This is a genomic window from Streptomyces vinaceus (assembly GCF_008704935.1).
Classification (GTDB): domain Bacteria; phylum Actinomycetota; class Actinomycetes; order Streptomycetales; family Streptomycetaceae; genus Streptomyces; species Streptomyces vinaceus.
In genome coordinates this window covers 2239616-2260326 of record NZ_CP023692.1, presented here as the reverse complement: position 1 = coordinate 2260326, position 20711 = coordinate 2239616, and the positions used below count along the sequence as shown (strand labels likewise).

Below are 20711 nucleotides of genomic sequence, written 5' to 3'. Positions count from 1 at the left end.
GCTGCCCTAGCTTTGTAGGAGCCGAACGTCTCGCCGATCCGGCGAATGGCGGTCGAGAGCGCGCGCCCCTGGGCAGGCAACCCCTGCCGCGCACCGCTCCCCGCCTCTTCCGGCGCCTTGAAGGAACCCCTCATCCGTGGCCCCGCCACGCCGTGATCTCAAGGAGTCGATCACCATGACCGCAACCACCGCAGCCCGCCGCGTCCGCCACTCCTCCACCGCCGACGCCGACCGCAAGAACGCCGCGGCCGCCCTCCAGCGCGCCCTCGACCGCCGGGACAACGGCGGCTCGACCGGCCACTGAGCACCCCCCTGAGCACCCCCTGAGCACCCCCTGAGCACCCCCGGCCCTCGGTCGGATTGGTCCACATGGTGGACGCAACATGACCGAGGGTTGGGACCGGGAGTACGGTTCCTCCATGTCGACCAGCATCAATCTCGCAGTGATCCCCGGTGATGGCATCGGCCAGGAAGTCGTGGCTCAGGGCCTCAAGGTCCTTACCGCGGTCCTGCCCCAGGACGTGAAGCTGGAGACCAAGCAGTACGACCTCGGCGCCCAGCGCTGGCACCGCACCGGTGAGACCCTCCCGGACGCGGAGCTGGAGGCGCTGAAGCACCACGACGCGATCCTGCTGGGCGCCATCGGAGACCCGTCGGTGCCGTCCGGCGTGCTGGAGCGCGGCCTGCTGCTGAAGCTCCGCTTCGCCTTCGACCACTTCATCAACCTGCGCCCCTCGAAGCTCTTCCCGAACACGGCCACCCCGCTCGCCGGCCGTCCGGAGATCGACTTCGTCGTGGTCCGCGAGGGCACCGAGGGCCCGTACACCGGCAACGGCGGCAGCCTGCGCACCGGTACGCCCGCCGAGGTCGCCACCGAGGTCAGCCTCAACACCGCGTACGGCGTGGAGCGCGTCGTCCGCGACGCGTACGAGCGGGCCAACTCCCGCCCCCGCAAGAAGCTGACGCTGGTCCACAAGAACAACGTCCTCGTGTACGCGGGCCACATGTGGAAGAACATCTTCGACAAGGTCGGCCAGGAGTACCCCGAGGTCACCACCGACTACCTGCACGTCGACGCCGCGACGATCTTCTTCGTCACGCAGCCCGAGCGCTTCGACGTCATCGTCACGGACAACCTCTTCGGTGACATCCTCACCGACCTGGCCGCAGCCGTGACCGGCGGAATCGGCCTCGCCGCCTCCGGGAACATCAACCCGACCGGCGCCTTCCCGTCCATGTTCGAGCCGGTCCACGGCTCGGCCCCGGACATCGCCGGCACCGGCAAGGCCGACCCGACCGCGACGATCCTCTCGGTCGCCCTCCTGCTGCGCCACCTCGGCTACGAGGCCCAGGCGGTCCGCATCGAGGACGCGGTCTCCGCCGACCTCGCGGAGCGCGACGGCACCTTCCGCTCCACCGAGCAGATCGGCGACGCGCTCGCCGCCCGAGTAGCCGGCTGACCCGGCAGCTCCACCCTCAGGAAGCCGCCGGGTCGCGCGTACGACGCACCCGGCGGCTTTTCCTGTGCGGCCCCGGGTGCCACCATCTCCCCTGGGCCGCATTCACTCCGCTTCACCCCGCTTCTCCGCAGGCACCTCGCGAGCGATAATCGAACGCGAGACCGCGGAATGCGGGGAAGCTCGGACGTCCTGGTACGCCGTGAGCGCGGTCCGCCCTACAAAACCGGTGAAGGACAAGCACTCATGACGACGCCCACGATCGAGCTCAAGCCCTCCTCGAACCCGCTGTCCGATGCGGAGCGCGAGGCGATCTTGGCCAGCCCCGGCTTCGGCCGCCACTTCACCGACCACATGGTGACGATCAAGTGGACCGAGGGCCGCGGCTGGCACGACGCAGAGCTGGTCCCGTACGCGCCGCTGTCGATCGACCCGGCGAACATGACCCTGCACTACGCGCAGACGATCTTCGAGGGCCTCAAGGCCTACAAGCAGCCCGACGGCACCGTCGCCACCTTCCGCCCGCGCGCCAACGCCGAGCGCTTCCAGGCCTCGGCGCGCCGCATGGCGATGCCCGAGCTGCCCGCCGACCTCTTCATCGAGGCCTGCGACGCGCTCATCAAGCAGGACCGGGCCTGGGTGCCGGAGTCCGGTGAGGCCTCCCTCTACCTGCGGCCGTTCATGTTCGCCTCCGAGGTCGGCCTCGGCGTCCGCCCGGCCAACGAGTTCCTCTTCATGGTCATCGCCTCGCCCGCCGGCGCGTACTTCCCCGGCGGCGTCAAGCCGGTCTCCGTCTGGCTCTCCGAGGAGTACGTCCGCGCCGTCAAGGGCGGTACGGGCGCGGCCAAGACCGGCGGCAACTACGCGGCCTCCCTCGTGGCCCAGGCCCAGGCCGCCGAGCACGGCTGCGACCAGGTGGTCTGGCTCGACGCCGTCGAGCACCGCTGGATCGAGGAGATGGGGGGCATGAACCTGTACTTCGTGTACGGCGACCGCATCGTGACCCCGGAGCTGACCGGCTCGCTCCTGCCGGGCATCACCCGTGACTCGCTCCTGACCATCGCGCGCGACCTCGGCTACACCGCCGAGGAGGGACGTATCTCCACCGAGGACTGGAAGCGGGACAACGAGAACGGCACCCTGACCGAGGTGTTCGCCTGCGGCACCGCCGCCGTCATCACCCCGGTCGGCTCGGTCAAGTCCGAGCGCGCCAACTGGACCCAGGGCACGGGCGAGCCCGGCGAGGTCACCATGAAGCTCCGCAAGGCGCTGCTGGAGCTCCAGACCGGCCGCACCGCCGACACCCACGGCTGGATGCACCCGCTCGGCTAGGGGGCTCGCGCCGCGTTGGAGAGGTCCCGGCCGGGAGGCCGGGGCCTCTTCGCGTCTCCCGGGCGCGCGGTCCGCCGGACGGTGCCCGCAGGCCGCCTCACCCGTCCGTACCACCCGTACCCGGGGACGCGGGCGCCGCTGCGCACCGCCGCCCGCGCCAGTGCCCGCAGGCCCTGCGGCCCCGCCCGGCGCTCCGCCGGGGCGGGCTCGTCCCCTCCGTCCGGAGATGCGGCGGACGGAGGGGCGTGCGACGTTGATCGCGTCCGCCCATGCGGCGCCGGACACCGGCTCCGGGCGGCACGTTGCGCCCCCCAGCGGCGTGAATTTCTCGTACGCCGGCCGCCACGGCCGGCGGGAAGGCGGATTCCCATGAAGCGGTTCGTTGCCTCCAGCCTGCTGTGCGCGGCCGTGGTACTCGGCGCCTCGGCCTGCTCCAGCGATGACAACGCGACGCCGGAGGAGGCGGCCTCTTCGGCCAGCGCGGCGCTGTGCACCAACCTGGTCCAGCTGAAGTCGGACAACGCCGCGCTCAAGGCGCTGAACCCGGCCACGGCCACCAAGGACCAGCTGAAGTCGGCGTACGACGCGGTCCAGAACGACTGGAAGAACGTCAAGGAGAACACCTCGGCCCTGAAGTCCGCCGAGAAGGACGCCGTGACGTCGGCCGCGGAGAACCTGAAGAAGGCCTACGAGGACCTGCCGGGCGACACCACCGGCAAGGACGCGATCACCCAGCTCCAGCCGCAGATCCAGGCGCTGGACACCGCGGCCACCCAGGCGACGACCGCGAACAACTGCCGTTAGCGGGCGCCGGCAACGGCCGCGCGGGCCCCGGGGGGACGTCCCCCCGGGGCCCGCGCCGTGTCCCGGTCCCGGTGGTCGCCGTCAGTCGGCGGCCACCGCCACCTTGCCCGCGGGGTCGACGGCGCCGGCGGGTGAGGCGGCCGCGGCCCGGCCGGCGGTCCGGAACGTCAGGGCCGTGTAGACGAGGCCGCCGGCCAGGCCGGACAGGACGAAGGAGCAGTCCACGCCGCCGGTCAGGGCGAGCAGCGGGCCCTCGTAGAAGGGGGTGGTCACGGCGAGCAGGCCGACCCCGGCGCCCACGGCCCAGGAGACGGTGGCCGCCACGTTCCAGCCGGCGCGGTACCAGTAGATCCCGCCCACCGAACGGCGGTTGAAGACCTGGAGCGCGTCGGCGTCGTACCGGCCCCGGCAGCGGACGTGACCGATCAGGGTGATCACGGCCCACGGGGTGCCGATCGCGGTCAGCAGCAGGACGAACGAGGTCATCGCGGACTGCACGTCCCACTCGAAGGAGCCGATGAAGACGAACGCGGTGGCCACGGCGGCCGCGACCAGCGTGGCCTTGGCCCGGGTGGCCTTGGGGACGATGGCGTCGAGGTCGAGGCCCATGGAGTAGAGCATCAGCCCGGCGTTGCCCACCGAGCCGGCCGCGGCGGCGGCGAGCAGCGGGAGCAGGTACCAGAACGGCGCGGCTTCGACGAGCGGTCCGGCGTAGTCGGCGCCGGCCTTGGCGGCGAGCGCGGTGTAGGTGCCGAACAGCTGGGGGATGAGCAGGCCGATCAGCAGGCCGAGGGCCGTGGACCAGAAGACCTTGCGGGAGCCGTGCTTGCGGGGGGAGATGTAGCGGGTGTAGTCGCCGAGCAGGGTGATGAAGGCGACGGGGCCGCTGAGCCCGGCGGCGACGGCGGCGAGCAGCCAGGTCGGCCAGAAGGAGCCGAGCAGGTACGAGGTCTGCGGCGGGGCGGCGGTGGTGAAGTCGGGGGCGTAGGCGAGGACGCCGACGGCGAGCAGGACCACCATGCCGATGGAGAGGACCTTGCTCATGCGCAGCAGCAGCCGGTAGCCGAAGACGGCCCCGACGACGGTACAGGCGGCCAGTACCCCGTACATCACGGCCCGCGACACGCCGGTGTCCGGCAGTCCGGTCAGCCGGGACAGGACGCCGACCATGACGTCGCCGCCGATCCACAGGGTGAGGGCGGTGTAGCCGAGCGAGAGGAGCAGGCCGACCACCGAGCCGACGAGCCGGCCGCGGACGCCGAACTGGGCGCCGCTGGAGGTGGAGAGGTTGGTCGCCGTGCGCAGGGACACCAGCGCCAGCGGCGCGGTGAAGGCGATGCCGACGAGCGTGCCGGTCACGATGGCGGTGACCGAGGGCCACAGACCCAGTCCGAAGGACGGGGGCAGCCAGCCGAACACGATCACGCCGAGGCAGAGGTTGGAGCCGAGCAGGATCGAGATCAGGTCACGGGGACCGCTCGTCCGCTCCTCCTCGGGGATGGTGTCGACTCCGCGCTGTTCGATGGGCATGGGGGGACTCCCTTGGCAGGGCGGGGGGTGGTTCGCATGTGTTTGAACGACACTCAATGTGACCTAGGCGCTGGTCCCAGGTCAATGCTTCATTGCAGAGAAATGAAGAGTTAGAGTGATGCTCTAACCCATCGACTCAAAAGGTGGTGGATCGGCGTGCGGCTGACCCCTACGGAGCGCGACCGGCTGCTGCTGCGCAGCGCGGCGGAACTGGCCAGGGCCCGGCGGGCCCGCGGCCTCAAGCTCAACGTCCCGGAGGCCACCGCGCTCATCGCGGACACGGTCTGCGAGGCCGCGCGCGACGGCAAGCGGCTCGCGGAGGCCATCGAGGAGGCCCGCGGCGTGCTCGGGCCGGCCGACGTGCTGCCCGGCGTGGCCGACGTGGTCACCGAGGTGCACGTGGAGGCCGTCTTCGACGACGGCTCCCGCCTCGCGGTGGTCTCGGCCCCGATCCGCGGCGCGGTGCCGCTCGGCGAGCACGCCCCGGGCGCCGTCGTACCGGGCCCCGGCGCCCCCCAGCCCGAACCGGCACTGCACCTGCGGGTGCGCAACACGGCGTCCGTGCCGGTGAGCGTCACCTCCCACTTCCACTTCTTCGAGGCGAACCCCCGCCTCGACTTCGACCGCGCCGCGGCCTACGGCATGCGGCTGTGCGTGCCCGCGGGCTCGTCCGTACGGTTCGACCCGCACGGCGAGGGCGAGGTCGGGCTCGTCCCCATCGGCGGCGACCGCATCGCGATCGGCTTCGCCGGGCTGGTCGACGGCCCCCTGGACGCCCCCGGGGCCAAGGACGAGGCCCTGCGCCGCGCCGCGGCCTGCGGCTACCTGGGCACGGCAACCAGCGACTCGGCGAGCGACTCGGCAGACGGAGAGCAGGCGTGAGCAAGCAGACCAGGCACAGCGACCACTGTGCGCCGGGCAGCCGGCACATCGACCCCCACGAGTACGCCTCCGTCTTCGGCCCGCGCGCCGGCGACCGGGTCCGGCTCGGCGACTCCGGGCTCACCGTCCGGGTCGAGTACGACGCCCAGAAGCCCGGCGACGAGTTCCTGGCGGGCTTCGGGAAGACCGCCCGCGACGGACTGCACCTGAAGGCCGCCGCCGTCCGCGAGACCTGCGACGTGGTCATCAGCAACGTGCTGGTCATCGACGCGGTCCTCGGTATCCGCAAGGTCTCCATCGGCATCCGCGAGGGCCGCATCCACGCCATCGGCCGGGCCGGCAACCCGGACACCCTCGACGGGGTGGACGTCGTGGTCGGCACCGGCACGAGCATCGTGTCCGGCGAGGGCCTGATCGCCACCGCCGGCGCCGTCGACACCCACGTGCACCTGCTGTCCCCGCGCGTCATGGAGGCCTCGCTCGCCGCCGGCGTCACCACGATCATCGGCCAGGAGTTCGGCCCGGTCTGGGGCGTCGGGGTCAACTCCCCGTGGGCGCTGAAGCACGCCTTCAACGCCTTCGACGCCTGGCCCGTCAACATCGGCTTCCTCGCCCGCGGCTCCTCCTCGGACGCCGCACCCCTGGTCGAGGCCCTGGCCGAGGGCGGCGCCTCCGGCTTCAAGGTCCACGAGGACATGGGCGCCCATACCCGCGCCCTGGACACCGCGCTGCGCGTGGCCGAGGAGCACGACGTGCAGGTCGCCCTGCACAGCGACGGCCTCAACGAGTGCCTCTCCGTCGAGGACACCCTGCGCGTCCTGGACGGCCGCACCATCCACGCCTTCCACATCGAGGGCTGCGGCGGCGGACACGTCCCGAACGTGCTCAAGATGGCGGGCGTGCCGAACGTCATCGGCTCCTCCACCAACCCCACCCTCCCCTTCGGACGGGACGCGGTCGCCGAGCACTACGGCATGATCGTCTCCGTCCACGACCTCAAGCCGGACCTCCCCGGCGATGCCGCGATGGCCCGCGACCGGATCCGCGCGGGCACCATGGGCGCCGAGGACGTCCTGCACGACCTGGGCGCGATCGGCATCACCTCCTCCGACGCCCAGGGCATGGGCCGCGCCGGCGAGACCATCCGCCGCACCTTCGCCATGGCCGCCAAGATGAAGGGCGAGCTCGGCCCCCTCGAAGGCGACGGCGAGGGCGACGACAACGCCCGCGTCCTGCGCTACATGGCCAAGCTGACCATCAACCCGGCCATCGCCCACGGCCTGGCCCACGAGATCGGCTCCATCGAGGTCGGCAAGCTGGCCGACATCGTCCTGTGGCGCCCCCAGTTCTTCGGCGCCAAACCACAGCTGGTCCTCAAGTCCGGGTTCCCCGCGTACGGGGTCACCGGCGACCCCAACGCGGCCACCGACACCTGCGAACCACTGGTCCTCGGACCGCAGTTCGGCTCGTACGGGGCCACCGCCGCCGACATCTCCGTCGCCTTCGTCTCGGCCGCCGCGGCGGCGCTGGGCGGCGACGAGATGCCCACCCGCCGCCGCCGCGTCGCCGTCCGCGGCACCCGCGGCATCGGCCCCGGCGACCTCCTGCTCAACTCCCGGGTGGGCGCGGTCGATGTGGACGCGCGCAGCGGTCTCGTCACCCTCGACGGGGACCCGCTGCGCTCCGAAGCGGCCGACTCGGTCTCCCTCAACCGCCTGTACTTCCTGTAAGCCCGTAAGGACCCCCTGCCATGACTGCAAAGCCCACGGACCACGGCTTCCGGATGCCCGCCGAGTGGACGCCCCACGAGCGCACCTGGATGGCCTGGCCCAGCCCCAACCCGACCTTCACCACCGAGCAGGAGCTCGCCGAGGCCCGCCAGGCCTGGGGCGCCGTCGCCCGCGCCGTGCGCTCGTACGAGCCGGTGACCCTCGTCGTCTCGCCCGGCGACGCCGAGAGCGCCCGCGCGGTCGTCGGCGAGGACGTGCAGCTGGTCGAGCGCGAGCTCGACGACGCCTGGATGCGCGACATCGGCCCGACCTTCGTCACCAACGAGGCCGGTGAGCTGGCCGCGGTGGACTGGACCTTCAACGGCTGGGGCGCCCAGGAGTGGGCCCGCTGGGAGCACGACTCCAAGATCGCCCGGCACGTCTCGGACCTCGCCGGCACCCGTACGTACAGCACCCCGCTGGTCAACGAGGGCGGCGCGATCCACGTCGACGGCGAAGGCACCGTGCTGCTGACCGACACCGTGCAGCTGGGCGCCGGGCGCAACCCCGGGTGGACCCGCCAGCAGGTGGAGGAGGAGATCCACGCCCACCTCGGCACCACCAAGGCGATCTGGCTGCCGTACGGCCTCGCCGGCGACTACGGCACCTACGGCACCCAGGGCCACGTGGACATCGTGGCCGCCTTCGCCCGCCCCGGCGTGGTCATGGTCCACACCCAGCCCGACCCGGCCCACCCCGACCACGAGCGCTGCAAGACCATCGCCGCCATCCTGCGCGCCTCCACCGACGCGCGGGGCCGGCAGCTGGAGGTCGTGGAGATCCCGGCGCCGACGGTGCTGGAGGAGGACGGGGAGTGGGTGGACTACTCCTACATCAACCACTACCTGTGCAACGGTGGCGTGGTGCTGTGCTCCTTCGACGACCCGCGCGACGAGGAGGCCGCCGAGATCTTCCGCGGGCTGTTCCCCGAGCGGACCGTGACCCTGGTTGACGCACGTACGATTTTCGCCGGGGGTGGCGGTATCCACTGCATCACCCAGCAGCAGCCGAAGGTCTGACCTGCGGCGGATCGACGAAGGAGTGGCCCATGGCGGCGGGTGGAGTACGTGCGGTGCGGAAGAACGCGCCGCCGCGCGAGGACGTACTCGTCGCCGCCATGGCCACGATCGCCGAGCGCGGCCTGGAGGGCCTGACCATGGCCGGGCTGGGCCGCCAGGTCGGCATGAGCAGCGGCCACCTCCTCTACTACTTCGGCAGCAAGGACGAGCTCCTGCTGCAGACGCTGGAGTGGAGCGAGGCGGCCCTGGGCGCCCGGCGCCGGGCGCTGCTGGCCCGCAGCGGCTCGGCGCGCGAGCGGCTCCAGGCGTACGTGGACCTCTACGTCCCCGAGGAGGCCCGGGATCCGCACTGGACCCTGTGGCTGGAGGTCTGGAACCGCTCGCAGAACGCCGGTCCGCAGGAACGCGAGCGCCAGGCCTCCATCGAGGGCGCCTGGCACCGCGACCTGGTGGCCCTGCTCGCCGAGGGCATCTCGCGCGGGGAGTTCCGGCCCGTGGACCCCGACCGCTTCGGCGCCCGGCTGCGGGCCCTGCTCGACGGGTTCAGCATCCAGGTCGCCGTGGGCCTGCCCGGGATAGGGCGGGCGGACATCCTGGCCCACGTCTCGGAATTCCTCGACGAGGCTCTCGTATCGTGAGACGAGCTGCTCTTGCGCTGAGACGGTGTGACACACTGCGGACGTGCCTGCTCAGCTCATGATTATGGACAGCAGCGCGCCGGTCCGCAGTGGCCGCTGAACCGTGGAAAACCTACGGGCAGGCGGCCATCGTGCCCCAGACCCGCGCGCAGACCTCTCGCACCCGCGAGGGGTCTTTTCGTTTCCCGGCTCCACTCCTGCCGGGAGCGGGCCGCGCGCGATGATGGGGGCAGTGGCGGCGCCCTCCCCTCGGGGCGGGAATCCGGAACCACTCATCCGACAGGAGTCAGATCAGCATGACGACGACAGAGGCGACGGCGGCCGCTCAGGGCCCCGACGACAGCTTCCACGTCTTCGACACCACCCTGCGCGACGGCGCCCAGCGTGAGGGCATCAACCTCACCGTCGCCGACAAGCTGGCGATCGCCCGGCACCTGGACGACTTCGGAGTGGGCTTCATCGAGGGCGGCTGGCCCGGCGCCAACCCCCGCGACACCGAGTTCTTCGCCCGCGCCCGCGCCGAGATCGACTTCAAGCACGCCCAGCTGGTCGCCTTCGGGGCCACCCGGCGGGCCGGCGGCTCGGCCGCCGCGGACCCGCAGGTCCGGGCCCTGCTGGAATCGGGCGCCCCGGTGATCACCCTGGTCGCCAAGTCCCACGACCGGCACGTCGAGCTCGCCCTGCGCACCACGCTCGAAGAGAACCTGGAGATGGTCCGCGACACCGTCTCCCACCTCGTCGCCCAGGGCCGCCGCGTCTTCGTCGACTGCGAGCACTTCTTCGACGGGTACCGGGCCAACGCCGAGTACGCGAAGTCGGTCGTGCGCACGGCCCACGAGGCCGGCGCCGACGTCGTCATCCTCTGCGACACCAACGGCGGCATGCTGCCCGCCCAGGTGAGCGCGGTCGTCACGACCGTGCTCGCCGACACGGGCGCCCGCCTCGGCATCCACGCCCAGGACGACACGGGCTGCGCCGTCGCCAACACCCTGGCCGCCGTCGACGCGGGCGCCACGCACGTCCAGTGCACCGCGAACGGCTACGGCGAGCGCGTCGGCAACGCGAACCTCTTCCCGGTCGTCGCCGCGCTGGAGATCAAGTACGGCCGACGGGTGCTGCCCGAGGGCGCGCTCGCCGAGATGACCCGCATCTCGCACGCCATCGCCGAGGTCGTCAACCTGACCCCGTCCACGCACCAGCCGTACGTCGGCGTCTCGGCCTTCGCGCACAAGGCGGGGCTGCACGCCTCGGCCATCAAGGTCGATCCGGACCTCTACCAGCACATCGACCCCGAGCGGGTCGGCAACACCATGCGGATGCTGGTCTCCGACATGGCAGGCCGCGCCTCCATCGAGCTCAAGGGCAAGGAGCTCGGTGTCGACCTCGGCGGGGACCGGGCGCTGGTCTCGCGGGTCGTCGAGCGGGTCAAGGAGCGGGAGCTCTCGGGGTACACGTACGAGGCCGCCGACGCCTCCTTCGAGCTGCTGCTGCGCGCCGAGGTCGAGGGCCGCGCCCGCAAGTACTTCCGTACGGAGTCCTGGCGGGCCATCGTCGAGGACCGCCCCGACGGAACCCACGCCAACGAGGCCACGGTCAAGCTGTGGGCCAAGGGCGAGCGGATCGTCGCCACGGCGGAGGGAAACGGCCCGGTCAACGCCCTGGACCGGGCGCTGCGGGTGGCCCTGGAGCGCTTCTACCCCCAGCTGGCCAAGTTCGAGCTGGTGGACTACAAGGTCCGCATCCTGGAGGGCAAGCACGGCACGGAGTCCACGACGCGCGTCCTGATCGCCACGACGGACGGCACCCGTGAGTGGTCCACGGTGGGCGTGGCCCCGAACGTGATCGCCGCGTCCTGGCAGGCCCTGGAGGACGCCATCACGTACGGCCTCCTGCACGCGGGCGTCGAACCCGCCGAGTAGCGCGCGGAAGTCCCCACCGCCCCGGCCGTCGCGGCCGGGGCGGTGGGGTTTATGTCCAGCTCACACAGGAAAGTGGGGGTTCCGGTAGCGTCTGGGGTATGAGGACCAGGCTGATATCCGCGTATCCCGGTCGGCTGCTGGCCGCTCTGCTGCTGGCCCTGTCCGCGACCGCCCTCGTGGCCGCCCCGCAGGCTGCGGCGGCCACCGGACCCGCCGCAGTGGCGGAGGCCCTCAAGCAGGGCCCGGTCTACGTGGACCCGCGCGCCGCGGCGCAGCTGCCGAAGGACCAGGCGGACGCGCTCGCGAAGAAGATCAAGGACGCCGGGAAGCCGGTGTTCGTCGCCGTGCTGCCGGCCGGCTCGGAGTTCCCCGCCGACAGCGTACTGCGCACGGTCCGGACCGAGACCGGCATCACCGGGCTCTACGCGATCCGGCTCGGCGACGGCTTCAACGCGGGCGCCGACCGGGCGGTGATGTCCCCGGGCGCCGTCCGCAACCTGACGGACGCGGTGAAGGCCGGCGGGCCCGTGGACGCGGGCACCGAACTCAACAACTTCGTGGACCAGGCCCTGGCCCAGGCCAAGGGCAGGGCCCCGGCCTCCTGGGGTGACACGGGCGCCGACGGCGGGGCACCGGTGGGTGGGCTGGTCGCGCTCGGCGCGGTGGCCGTGATCGGCGGCGGCGGTGCGTACGCACTGGTGCGCCGCAACCGCAGGAAGAAGGAGGAGGCGCAGCGCGAGGCGGTCGAGAAGCTGCGCGTGGTCGTGGACGAGGACATCACGGCCTTCGGCGAGGAGCTCGACCGGCTGGACTTCCACCCCGGCGAGCCCGGCGCGGACGACGCCATGCGCGGGGACTACGAAAAGGGCCTCGACTCGTACGAGAAGGCCAAGGACATCATGGCCTCGGTCCAGCACCCCGAAGAGGTCAAGGGGGTCACCCAGGCCCTGGAGGACGGCCGGTTCGCGCTGGCCTGCCTCGATGCCCGCCGTCAGGGCAGGCCGCTGCCCGAGCGCCGGTCGCCCTGCTTCTTCGACCCGCGGCACGGGCCGAGCACGCAGGACGCCGAGTGGTCGCCGGCCGGCGGGGCGGCGCGTACCGTCCCGGTGTGCGCGGCGGACGCCGTCCGGCTGCGTGACGGCAAGGACCCGATGGTCCGTACGGTCGACACGGAGTACGGCCCGCGTCCGTACTACGACGCGGGCCCGGCGTACGGCCCCTGGGCGGGCGGGTACTTCGGCGGGGGCATCCTGCCCGGTCTGCTCGTGGGCACGATGCTCGGTTCGATGATGTCGAGTCCCGCCTACGCCTCCGACATGGGCGGCGGCTACGACGGCGGGGACTTCTCCGGCGCCGACTTCAACCCCTCCGACTTCGGGGGAGGGGACTTCGGCGGCGGTGGCGGATTCGACGGCGGCGGCGGGTTCGACGGTGGGGGCGGCTTCTAGGGGGAGTGGTCCCCACCGGTACCGCCCCCGGGACCCGGCGGCGTCAGGCGGTTCAGGCCTGCTTGATGGCCGAGATGTCGAAGGTCAGCTTGACCTTGTCGCTGACCATGACGCCGCCGGCCTCCAGCGCGGCGTTCCAGGTCAGGCCCCAGTCGGAGCGCAGGATCTCGGCGGAGCCCTCGAAGCCGACGCGCTCGTTGCCGTAGACGTCGGTGGCCGATCCGTTGAACTCCAGGTCGATGGAGAGCGGGCGGGTGACGTCCTTGATGGTCAGCTCGCCCGTGATGCGGTAGGCGTCGCCGCCGAGCCGGGCCGCCTCGGTGGAGCGGAAGGTCATCAGCGGGAAGGCCTCGGCGTCGAAGAAGTCACCGCTGCGCAGGTGGCCGTCGCGGTCGGCGATGCCGGTGTCCACGGAGGCGATCTTCACCTCGATGGTGGCGGCGGAGCGGGCCGGGTCGCTGCCGTCGAGCTGGAGGGCGCCGGAGTAGTCGGTGAAGCTGCCGCGGACGTTGGTCACCATCGCGTGGCGGACGGTGAAGCCGATGCTGCTGTGGGCGGCGTCGATGACGTACTCACCGGTGAGGGCCGCGAGGGCCGGGTCCACGTCGAGGGTGGCGACGGTGGTCGCGGACTCCTGGCTGCGGCGGTTGAAGAGACCCATGATGTGCTCCCTGGTGCTGGAGGGGCTGTTGCGACTGCTGAGCCCCGTGTTGGTTGAACTTTCAACGAGAACGACGCTAGACCTATTCCGTTCAAATTTCAACATCCCAGCGGGGCGTGTCCCCGTTTTGTGGAACCTCCACAAAGGAGAGGGGTCCTGCCTGGTGGTGTCCGTGCATCGCCTGGCGGTTCTGTCCGGGCCGGACAGCGGAACACTTCCGAGACTGTGTGAAATCAACGGAGGTTTTTCTTCGACCGCTTCGTAAGGTCGATACATGACCGTTGTGGACCAGACTCCGAGCGAGCCGACGGACGCCCGCGGGCGCGTGGCCGAGCTGCACTCCCTGCGCGAGCAGGCGCGGCGTGGACCCAGTGACCGGGCGACCGAGGCGCAGCACGCCAAGGGCAAGCTGACCGCGCGCGAGCGCATCGCGCTGCTGCTCGACGAGGGTTCCTTCAAGGAGGTCGAACAGCTGCGCCGCCACCGTGCGAGCGGCTTCGGCCTCGAAAGCAAGAAGCCGTACACCGACGGTGTCATCACCGGCTGGGGCACGGTCGAGGGCCGCACGGTCTTCGTCTACGCGCACGACTTCCGCATCTTCGGCGGCGCCCTGGGCGAGGCCCACGCCACGAAGATCCACAAGATCATGGACATGGCCATCGCGGCCGGTGCCCCGCTGGTCTCCCTCAACGACGGCGCCGGTGCCCGTATCCAGGAGGGCGTCTCCGCGCTCGCCGGCTACGGCGGCATCTTCCAGCGCAACACCAGGGCCTCGGGCGTCATCCCGCAGATCTCGGTGATGCTGGGCCCGTGCGCCGGCGGCGCCGCGTACTCCCCGGCCCTGACGGACTTCGTCTTCATGGTCCGCGAGACCTCGCAGATGTTCATCACCGGCCCCGACGTCGTGCGCGCCGTCACCGGTGAGGAGATCACCCAGAACGGCCTGGGCGGCGCCGACGTGCACGCCGAGACCTCCGGCGTCGCGCACTTCGCGTACGACGACGAGGAGACCTGCATCTCCGAGGTGCGCTACCTCATCTCGATGCTGCCCTCCAACAACCGCGAGAACCCGCCGGTCCACGAGACCTCCGACGCCGCCGACCGGCGCTCGGACGTCCTGCTCGACCTGGTCCCCGCGGACGGCAACCGCCCGTACGACATGCACAAGGTGATCGAGGAGCTCGTCGACGAGGGCGACTTCCTGGAGATCCACGAGCGCTGGGCCCGCAACATCGTCTGCGCCCTGGCCCGGCTCGACGGCCAGGTCGTCGGCATCGTCGCCAACCAGCCCGCCCACCTCGCCGGCGTCCTCGACATCGAGGCCTCCGAGAAGGCCGCGCGCTTCGTCCAGATGTGCGACGCCTTCAACATCCCGATCATCACGCTCCTGGACGTCCCCGGCTTCCTGCCGGGCGTCGACCAGGAGCACGGCGGCATCATCCGCCACGGCGCCAAGCTGCTGTACGCGTACTGCAACGCCACCGTCCCGCGGATCTCGCTGATCCTGCGCAAGGCCTACGGCGGCGCGTACATCGTCATGGACTCGCAGTCCATCGGCGCGGACATCACGTACGCCTGGCCGACGAACGAGATCGCGGTCATGGGCGCCGAAGGCGCCGCCAACGTCATCTTCCGCAAGCAGATCGCGGAGGCCGAGGACCCCGAGGCGATGCGCGCGCGCATGGTCAAGGAGTACAAGGCCGAGCTGATGCACCCGTACTACGCGGCCGAGCGCGGCCTCGTCGACGACGTCATCGACCCGGCCGAGACCCGCGAAACCCTGATCAGCGCACTGGCGATGCTCCGCAGCAAGCACGCCGACCTGCCGTCCCGCAAGCACGGCAACCCGCCGCAGTAGTAGAGCGAAGGAGACCTGCCACCCATGTCCAAGACCGCCGACACCCTGCTGCGCGTCGAAAAGGGCAACGCAGCCCCCGAGGAGCTGGCCGCGATCACCGCGATCCTGCTGGCCCGCGCCGCGTCCGCCCCCGAGGGACGTCCCGTGCACCGCATCGGCTCCCAGGCCCGCTGGCGCCGCCTGGAGCGCACCCCCGGCTTCCGCGCCCCGCACAGCTGGCAGGGCTAGGGGGGATCCCCACAGGACCTTCCCGGAACAGACCGAAAGGCCCCCGCACTCCTCGGAGTGCGGGGGCCTCTCGCATGCGTGCTGCCGCGGTGCCTACCGCAGGCGGGCCATGAGGGCGTGCTCGACCAGGGTGATGAGCGCGCTCTTGGCGTCCGCGCGGTGGCGTGCGTCGGTGGTGATGATCGGGGCGTCCGGGCCGATCTGCAGGGCCTCGCGGACCTCCTCCGGCGTGTACGGCTGGTGGCCGTCGAAGCCGTTGAGGGCGATCACGAACGGCAGGCCGCTGTTCTCGAAGTAGTCCACGGCCGGGAAGCAGTCCGCCAGGCGCCGCGTGTCGACGAGCACGACGGCACCGATGGCGCCGCGGACGAGGTCGTCCCACATGAACCAGAAGCGGTCCTGTCCGGGGGTGCCGAACAGGTACAGGATGAGGTCCTGGTCCAAGGTGATGCGGCCGAAGTCCATGGCGACCGTGGTGGTCGTCTTGTCCCCGGTGTGGGTCAGATCGTCGATACCGGCCGACGCGGACGTCATCACGGCTTCGGTGCGCAGCGGGTTGATCTCGGAGACCGCGCCGACGAACGTGGTCTTGCCCACGCCGAAGCCGCCCGCCACCACGATCTTCGCGGAGGTGGTGGAGCGAGCCGCTCCGCCGTTAGAGCTTGCGAAGTCCACTGAGCACCCTTTCGAGCAGTGTCACATCTGGCTGGCCGCCGGCAGACTCGTCGCCGCCGGGCTGGTGAATGGCGACAAGGCCCGCCTCCGCCAGGTCGGCGACGAGGATGCGGGCGACACCAAGAGGAATGGAGAGAAGTGCCGAGATCTCCGCGACGGATTTGATCTCCTGGCACAGGCGGCAGATGCGCTGGTGCTCGGGCAACTGCCCTTGCAGACGCGCGGGATCCGCCGTGGTACTGACCAGCGCCTCGATGGCGAGCTGGTAGCGCGGCCGGGTACGGCCGCCGGTCATCGCGTACGGACGCACCAGCGGGTTGTGCGCCTTGGGGGCCTGCTGCTGCGGGCCCCGGAGGGGCTGCTGCGAGGGCCGGTGGGGCGGCTGTGCCTGCTGGGGCTGGCCGTACGGCTGCTGCTGGTAGGGATTGTGCTCCGGAACCTGCCGGCTGGGAGCGGAGGGGAAGTTGAAGCGGTTCTGGTCGTGCTGCCCACCCTGCGGCTGCTGCGCGCCGCCATAAGGATGTCCTCCGGGTGTTGTCACGTCTCCTCCTCCGACTCCAAGAACGCAGTACTCCCTGTGGAACCGCGCCACCGCACCCTATGGTGCGATGACGCGAAACGCACTGCCTGTTTGCTAGTTGAGAAGACTTCCCTGCAGCTCCGAACGCAGTTCCGGGGTGAGGACACTGCCTGCTCGGTCCACGAGGAGGGCCATCTCGTAGCCCACGAGACCGATGTCGCACTCGGGGTGCGCGAGCACCGCGAGGGACGAACCATCGGACACGGACATGAGGAAAAGGAACCCGCGGTCCATCTCCACAACGGTCTGGTTGACGGCGCCACCCTCGAAGATGCGGGAGGCTCCGGCGGTCAGCGACGTCAGGCCGGAGGCCACGGCCGCCAGCTGATCGGCGCGGTCGCGCGGGAAACCGTCGGACATCGCCAGAAGAAGGCCGTCGGCGGAGACCACCACCGTGTGGGACACCCCGGGGGTGTTGTCCACGAAGTTGGTGATCAACCAGTTCAGGTTCTGTGCCGCCTGGCTCATCGGGCTCACACTAACGCTCCTGGTCATAGCTGTTACTTGACTGCTCAGAACCCGCGTTGCGTCCCTGCTGGACACCGCGCCGCAGGTTGCTCAACCTGCCGCGGACGTCCTCCGGTGCGCGGGAGACCTGGGGGCCGCCCTGCGGGGTCGTCTCCGCCGCGCCCTCGACCAGGTTGGCCTTGGGCACACGCCGAGGGAGACCGGACGGGGTGATCCCGCCCGCCTTCGGCTCACGGAGTTTGGCGGCCTGCTGCCAGCGCTCGTCGTTGTTCGAGCGCCAGTCGTCGCCTGCGCCGCCACCCTCCGGGGCCTGCTCCGCCGCCGCGGGCTGCTGCTGTCGCTGCGGCCGCTGCTCGAAGAGGGATCCGGTGGACTCCGCTTCCTTCTGCGCCGGCTGCCACTGCTGCTGGCTGCCGCGGCGCGGCAGGCCCGCTCCGGTCACTTCGTGGCCGGTGTCGGCAGCGGCGCCCGGACGGTCGAAGCCTACGCGGTCCGCGGCGGGTTCGGGAGCGGACTGTGGTTCCGATTCGGTCCCGTAGCCCTGCTGGTAGCCGCCGGAATAGCTGTTCTGTTCGGGCCACTCCGCCTGCGGGGACTGGGATGCGTAACCGCCGTCGTACGCCGGGGCGTCCTGCCGGCCATCCTGGTATCCGGCTTCCGGATAACCGTAGTCCTGCTGCGGGTACGCCTCGTAGCCCTGCTGGGCCCCGTGGGGCTGCCGGGAGTCGTACGAGCCGTCGTAACCCTGCTCGGGCTGCTGCTCGTACTCCTGGTACGGCTGGTAGCCGTGCTCGGGCTGGGGTTCCGCATACTCCTGCTCGGCGAAATCGCCCTGCTGCTCCTGCCCGTAGCCCACCTGGGCTTCGAGCGCGGCCCGGCGCTCCTGCTGGGCCAGGGAGCGGCCGACCGGGTTCAGCCCGGCGTCCTCGCCCTGCTGGCCGGCGCCGCCCGCCTCGTAGCGGGAGTCGTCGAAGCCCAGCTCGGCGGCCGTGCGCATCGGGACGGCGTGCTGCGTCTGCTGCTGCGGGATCATCGAGGAGACCGTGAAGTCGTCGTCCGGGATGCCCTCGCCACCACCACCGTGGGTGATCGCGTCGGGGAGCATGACCAGCGACGTGGTGCCCGCGGCCTCGCCCGAGGGGCGCAGCTGGACCCGGATGTTGTGCCGGTCCGCCAAGCGGCCGACCACGAACAGACCCATGCGCTGGGAGATCGCGGCGTCCACGGTCGGCGGGTTGGCCAGCTTGTGGTTGATGTCCGCGAAGTCCTCGGCGGTGAGGCCGATGCCCTTGTCGTGGATCTCCACCATGACGCGGCCGTCGGGCAGGCGCGTGGCGTTGACGCGGACCTTGGTCTGGGGGGAGGAGAACGTCGTGGCGTTCTCCAGCAGCTCCGCGAGCAGGTGCACGAGGTCGGTCACGGCCTGGCCGTGGATCTCGGCCTCCGAGACGCCCGAGAGCTCGATGCGCTCGTACTGCTCCACCTCGGAGGAGGCGGCGCGCAGGACGTCGACGAGGGGGACCGGCTGGTCCCAGCGGCGGCCCGGTTCCTCACCCGCGAGGATGAGGAGGTTCTCGCCGTTGCGACGCATACGGGTGGCGAGGTGGTCCAGGCGGAAGAGGTTCTCCAGCTGGTCCGGGTCGGCCTCGTTGTTCTCCAGGTCGGTGATGAGGGTCAGCTGGCCCTCGATCAGCGACTGGTTGCGTATGGAGAGGTTCGTGAAGATCGCGTTGACGTTCCCTCGCAGGAGCGCCTGCTCGGCGGCGAGCCGGACCGCTTCCCGGTGGACCTGGTCGAAGGCGCGGGCGACCTCGCCGATCTCGTCCTGGGAGTTGATCGGGATCGGCGCGACACGGGTGTCGACCTTGCCCGGGTCGGTGCGCGAGAGCTGGTCGACGAGCATCGGCAGGCGCTGCTCGGCGACGTCGAAGGCGGCGGTGCGCAGACGGCGCATCGAGTTGCTCATCTGACGGGCCATCATCGCGGCCAGGATGAACGCGGCGAGCAGGGCGACGACCACGATGGCGCCGGTCCAGATGGCGTCGTTGCGGGCCTCGTCGGAGACGGCGACCGAGTCGGTCACGGCCTTGCCGAGGAGCTCCTTCTCGATCTCGGCGTAGCCCTCGAACTTGGCGGTGGCTCCGGCCTGCCAGGCCTGGGGCGTGGTGCCGCCCGCGATGACCTTGTTCTTGCTCTCGCCGCTGGCTATCGCCTCGGTCATGCCGGTGAGGGCGGAGTTGTTGACGATCGGCGGCGCCTTGAAGGGGGTGCCGGCCTGCTCGGCCGCGCGCTTGGCCAGCGCGAGCTTCTCGGCGCCCTCCTGGGACTTCTTGCCCATGACGTCCTGGAGGCGCTTGACGTCGTCCTCGGTACCGGCCGCGACGTATTCGCCGATCGCGATGTCTTCGAGGTAGGCGTACGAGGAGAAGGCGACGAGCTGGGCCTTGCGGATCTCCTCGTTCTCGTTGGGGCGCACCAGGAGGTGGGTACCGACCGAGCGCTGGAGCGAGTTCGCGGCCTTGGCCAGCTCGACGGCGTAGACCATGCGGCCGTAGCTGGTGACGTTGCCGGTGCCCAGACCGAGTTCGTTGGAGAACGTCATGAGGTAGTGCTGGACCAGCACGTACCCCTCTTCGGTCGGGATGGGACCGTTGGCGCTGGGCGGGTTCTTCTTCGCCGTCTCCTGCGCGGCGTACGCCGACTGGCGGACGGCGGCCAGCTTGGGCTCCTCCTGGTGGAAGAGTTCCAGGCGGCGCTCCAGCCCCGAGTTCGAGGGGAGGTCCTTCGAGGCCTGGGCGAACTTCTCCTTGGCGGCGTCGGTGGCCGCGTATGCCTTTGCGACGGCCTCGTTGTTCCGGTCGCCCTTGAGGAGCGGCTCGGCGGTGAGGTCGCGCTCGTTGAGGAGGGCCTGGCCGTATTCGGCCGCCGCCTGGACGATGCGGGCCGTCTTCTCGGCGTCCTTGGCCTCGTTCCAGCGGTCGACGGATCCCTTGACCTGGAAGCCGCCCATCACCAGTCCGACGAGGACGGGGACGAGCAGGATCGCGTTCAGCTTGGTGGGCACACGCCAGTTGCGGGGGGAGAACCTGCTGGTGCTGCCGCTCTTCGCCGGCGGGTCGACGGGTACGTCGACGGGCGACGTACCCGCACGCTGCGGCGGGGTGAAGTTGCCGCGCGCGGGTTCATCCGCGGGGCTTGAGTTGCTTCGCCTCACTCGACCAACAACCTTCCGGCGGTGCTACTAGCTAGTTAGTTGAATTCCAGCACGCTTAACGGCCGTGTTCCAAACAGTTGAAATCGGCCATTCACAGAGCCTTATGTCACGCATAAAACGGACATAAAGAGCGAGCTGCGGCAAAAATGGAGCCAGTTGTGAGCGCAGCGGCACCGTTCGACCGCGCCCTGTATCCAACTGGCGCTAATTCACTGTCGAAACGTTATGA

Annotated in this window: 18 protein-coding genes; 12 read left to right on the top strand and 6 right to left on the bottom strand. The window is 70.8% G+C overall.

Annotated features, from left to right (window positions below; translation table 11 throughout):
• The first annotated feature begins 175 nt into the window (after positions 1 to 175).
• The 4 genes from CP980_RS36350 (at position 176) to CP980_RS09795 (ending at position 3593) form a co-directional block, all read left to right on the top strand.
• Positions 176 to 304, top strand: coding sequence for a hypothetical protein (locus tag CP980_RS36350; protein WP_099895351.1), 129 nt, complete (start codon positions 176 to 178; stop codon positions 302 to 304).
• 115 nt (positions 305 to 419) lie between these two features.
• Complete coding sequence (locus CP980_RS09805) at positions 420 to 1460, top strand: 3-isopropylmalate dehydrogenase (protein WP_150527988.1); 1041 nt, start codon at positions 420 to 422, stop codon at positions 1458 to 1460.
• 243 nt (positions 1461 to 1703) lie between these two features.
• Positions 1704 to 2789: a branched-chain amino acid aminotransferase gene (locus CP980_RS09800; RefSeq protein ID WP_048475979.1), complete on the top strand. Its 1086-nt coding sequence runs from the start codon at positions 1704 to 1706 to the stop codon at positions 2787 to 2789.
• A gap of 369 nt (positions 2790 to 3158) precedes the next feature.
• Positions 3159 to 3593 carry a hypothetical protein gene (locus CP980_RS09795; RefSeq protein WP_132757005.1) on the top strand — a complete coding sequence of 145 codons (435 nt, stop codon included), beginning with the start codon at positions 3159 to 3161 and terminating at the stop codon, positions 3591 to 3593.
• An 81-nt stretch (positions 3594 to 3674) separates the two neighbouring features.
• On the opposite strand, the gene CP980_RS09790 is transcribed toward CP980_RS09795, so the two are convergent.
• Positions 3675 to 5123: a cytosine permease gene (locus CP980_RS09790; protein WP_229906908.1), complete on the bottom strand. Its 1449-nt coding sequence runs from the start codon at positions 5121 to 5123 to the stop codon at positions 3675 to 3677.
• 156 nt (positions 5124 to 5279) lie between these two features.
• On the opposite strand from CP980_RS09790, the gene ureA reads away from it, so the two are divergent.
• From ureA to CP980_RS09755, 6 genes are all read left to right on the top strand, one after another.
• Positions 5280 to 6005: an urease subunit gamma gene (gene ureA / locus CP980_RS09785; RefSeq protein WP_150527987.1), complete on the top strand. Its 726-nt coding sequence runs from the start codon at positions 5280 to 5282 to the stop codon at positions 6003 to 6005.
• Complete coding sequence (locus CP980_RS09780; RefSeq protein WP_373312827.1) at positions 6002 to 7735, top strand: urease subunit alpha; 1734 nt, start codon at positions 6002 to 6004, stop codon at positions 7733 to 7735. Before ureA ends, CP980_RS09780 begins: the two co-directional genes overlap by 4 nt.
• A 20-nt stretch (positions 7736 to 7755) precedes the next feature.
• Positions 7756 to 8793, top strand: coding sequence for an agmatine deiminase family protein (locus CP980_RS09775; protein WP_132757006.1), 1038 nt, complete (start codon positions 7756 to 7758; stop codon positions 8791 to 8793).
• 29 nt (positions 8794 to 8822) lie between these two features.
• Positions 8823 to 9431, top strand: coding sequence for a TetR/AcrR family transcriptional regulator (locus CP980_RS09770; protein ID WP_099889312.1), 609 nt, complete (start codon positions 8823 to 8825; stop codon positions 9429 to 9431).
• A gap of 296 nt (positions 9432 to 9727) precedes the next feature.
• Positions 9728 to 11350, top strand: a complete 1623-nt coding sequence (cimA, locus tag CP980_RS09760; RefSeq protein ID WP_099889310.1) for a citramalate synthase — start codon at positions 9728 to 9730, stop codon at positions 11348 to 11350.
• 98 nt (positions 11351 to 11448) lie between these two features.
• On the top strand, positions 11449 to 12798 hold the full coding sequence (locus CP980_RS09755) for a hypothetical protein (protein WP_150527986.1): 1350 nt from the start codon (positions 11449 to 11451) through the stop codon (positions 12796 to 12798).
• Between the two features lie 52 nt (positions 12799 to 12850).
• On the opposite strand, the gene CP980_RS09750 is transcribed toward CP980_RS09755, so the two are convergent.
• Positions 12851 to 13459 (bottom strand): YceI family protein, encoded by a 609-nt coding sequence (locus tag CP980_RS09750; protein WP_132757010.1) that lies wholly within the window; start codon positions 13457 to 13459, stop codon positions 12851 to 12853.
• A gap of 274 nt (positions 13460 to 13733) precedes the next feature.
• Here CP980_RS09750 and CP980_RS09745 point away from each other — a divergent pair, with 274 nt between their 5' ends.
• Positions 13734 to 15317, top strand: coding sequence for an acyl-CoA carboxylase subunit beta (locus CP980_RS09745; protein WP_132757012.1), 1584 nt, complete (start codon positions 13734 to 13736; stop codon positions 15315 to 15317).
• 24 nt (positions 15318 to 15341) lie between these two features.
• Complete coding sequence (locus tag CP980_RS09740) at positions 15342 to 15545, top strand: acyl-CoA carboxylase subunit epsilon (RefSeq protein ID WP_132757013.1); 204 nt, start codon at positions 15342 to 15344, stop codon at positions 15543 to 15545.
• A gap of 93 nt (positions 15546 to 15638) precedes the next feature.
• Here the strand turns inward: CP980_RS09740 and CP980_RS09735 are convergent, their stop codons facing one another.
• From CP980_RS09735 to CP980_RS09720, 4 genes are all read right to left on the bottom strand, one after another.
• Positions 15639 to 16220, bottom strand: a complete 582-nt coding sequence (locus tag CP980_RS09735) for a GTP-binding protein (RefSeq protein WP_037792108.1) — start codon at positions 16218 to 16220, stop codon at positions 15639 to 15641.
• Positions 16201 to 16761 carry a DUF742 domain-containing protein gene (locus tag CP980_RS09730; protein WP_132757014.1) on the bottom strand — a complete coding sequence of 187 codons (561 nt, stop codon included), beginning with the start codon at positions 16759 to 16761 and terminating at the stop codon, positions 16201 to 16203. The genes CP980_RS09735 and CP980_RS09730 overlap by 20 nt, the downstream gene beginning before the upstream one ends.
• A gap of 93 nt (positions 16762 to 16854) precedes the next feature.
• Complete coding sequence (locus tag CP980_RS09725) at positions 16855 to 17268, bottom strand: roadblock/LC7 domain-containing protein (RefSeq protein WP_008739857.1); 414 nt, start codon at positions 17266 to 17268, stop codon at positions 16855 to 16857.
• A 10-nt stretch (positions 17269 to 17278) separates the two neighbouring features.
• Positions 17279 to 20482 carry a sensor histidine kinase gene (locus CP980_RS09720; RefSeq protein ID WP_150527985.1) on the bottom strand — a complete coding sequence of 1068 codons (3204 nt, stop codon included), beginning with the start codon at positions 20480 to 20482 and terminating at the stop codon, positions 17279 to 17281.
• Positions 20483 to 20711: the final 229 nt, after the last annotated feature.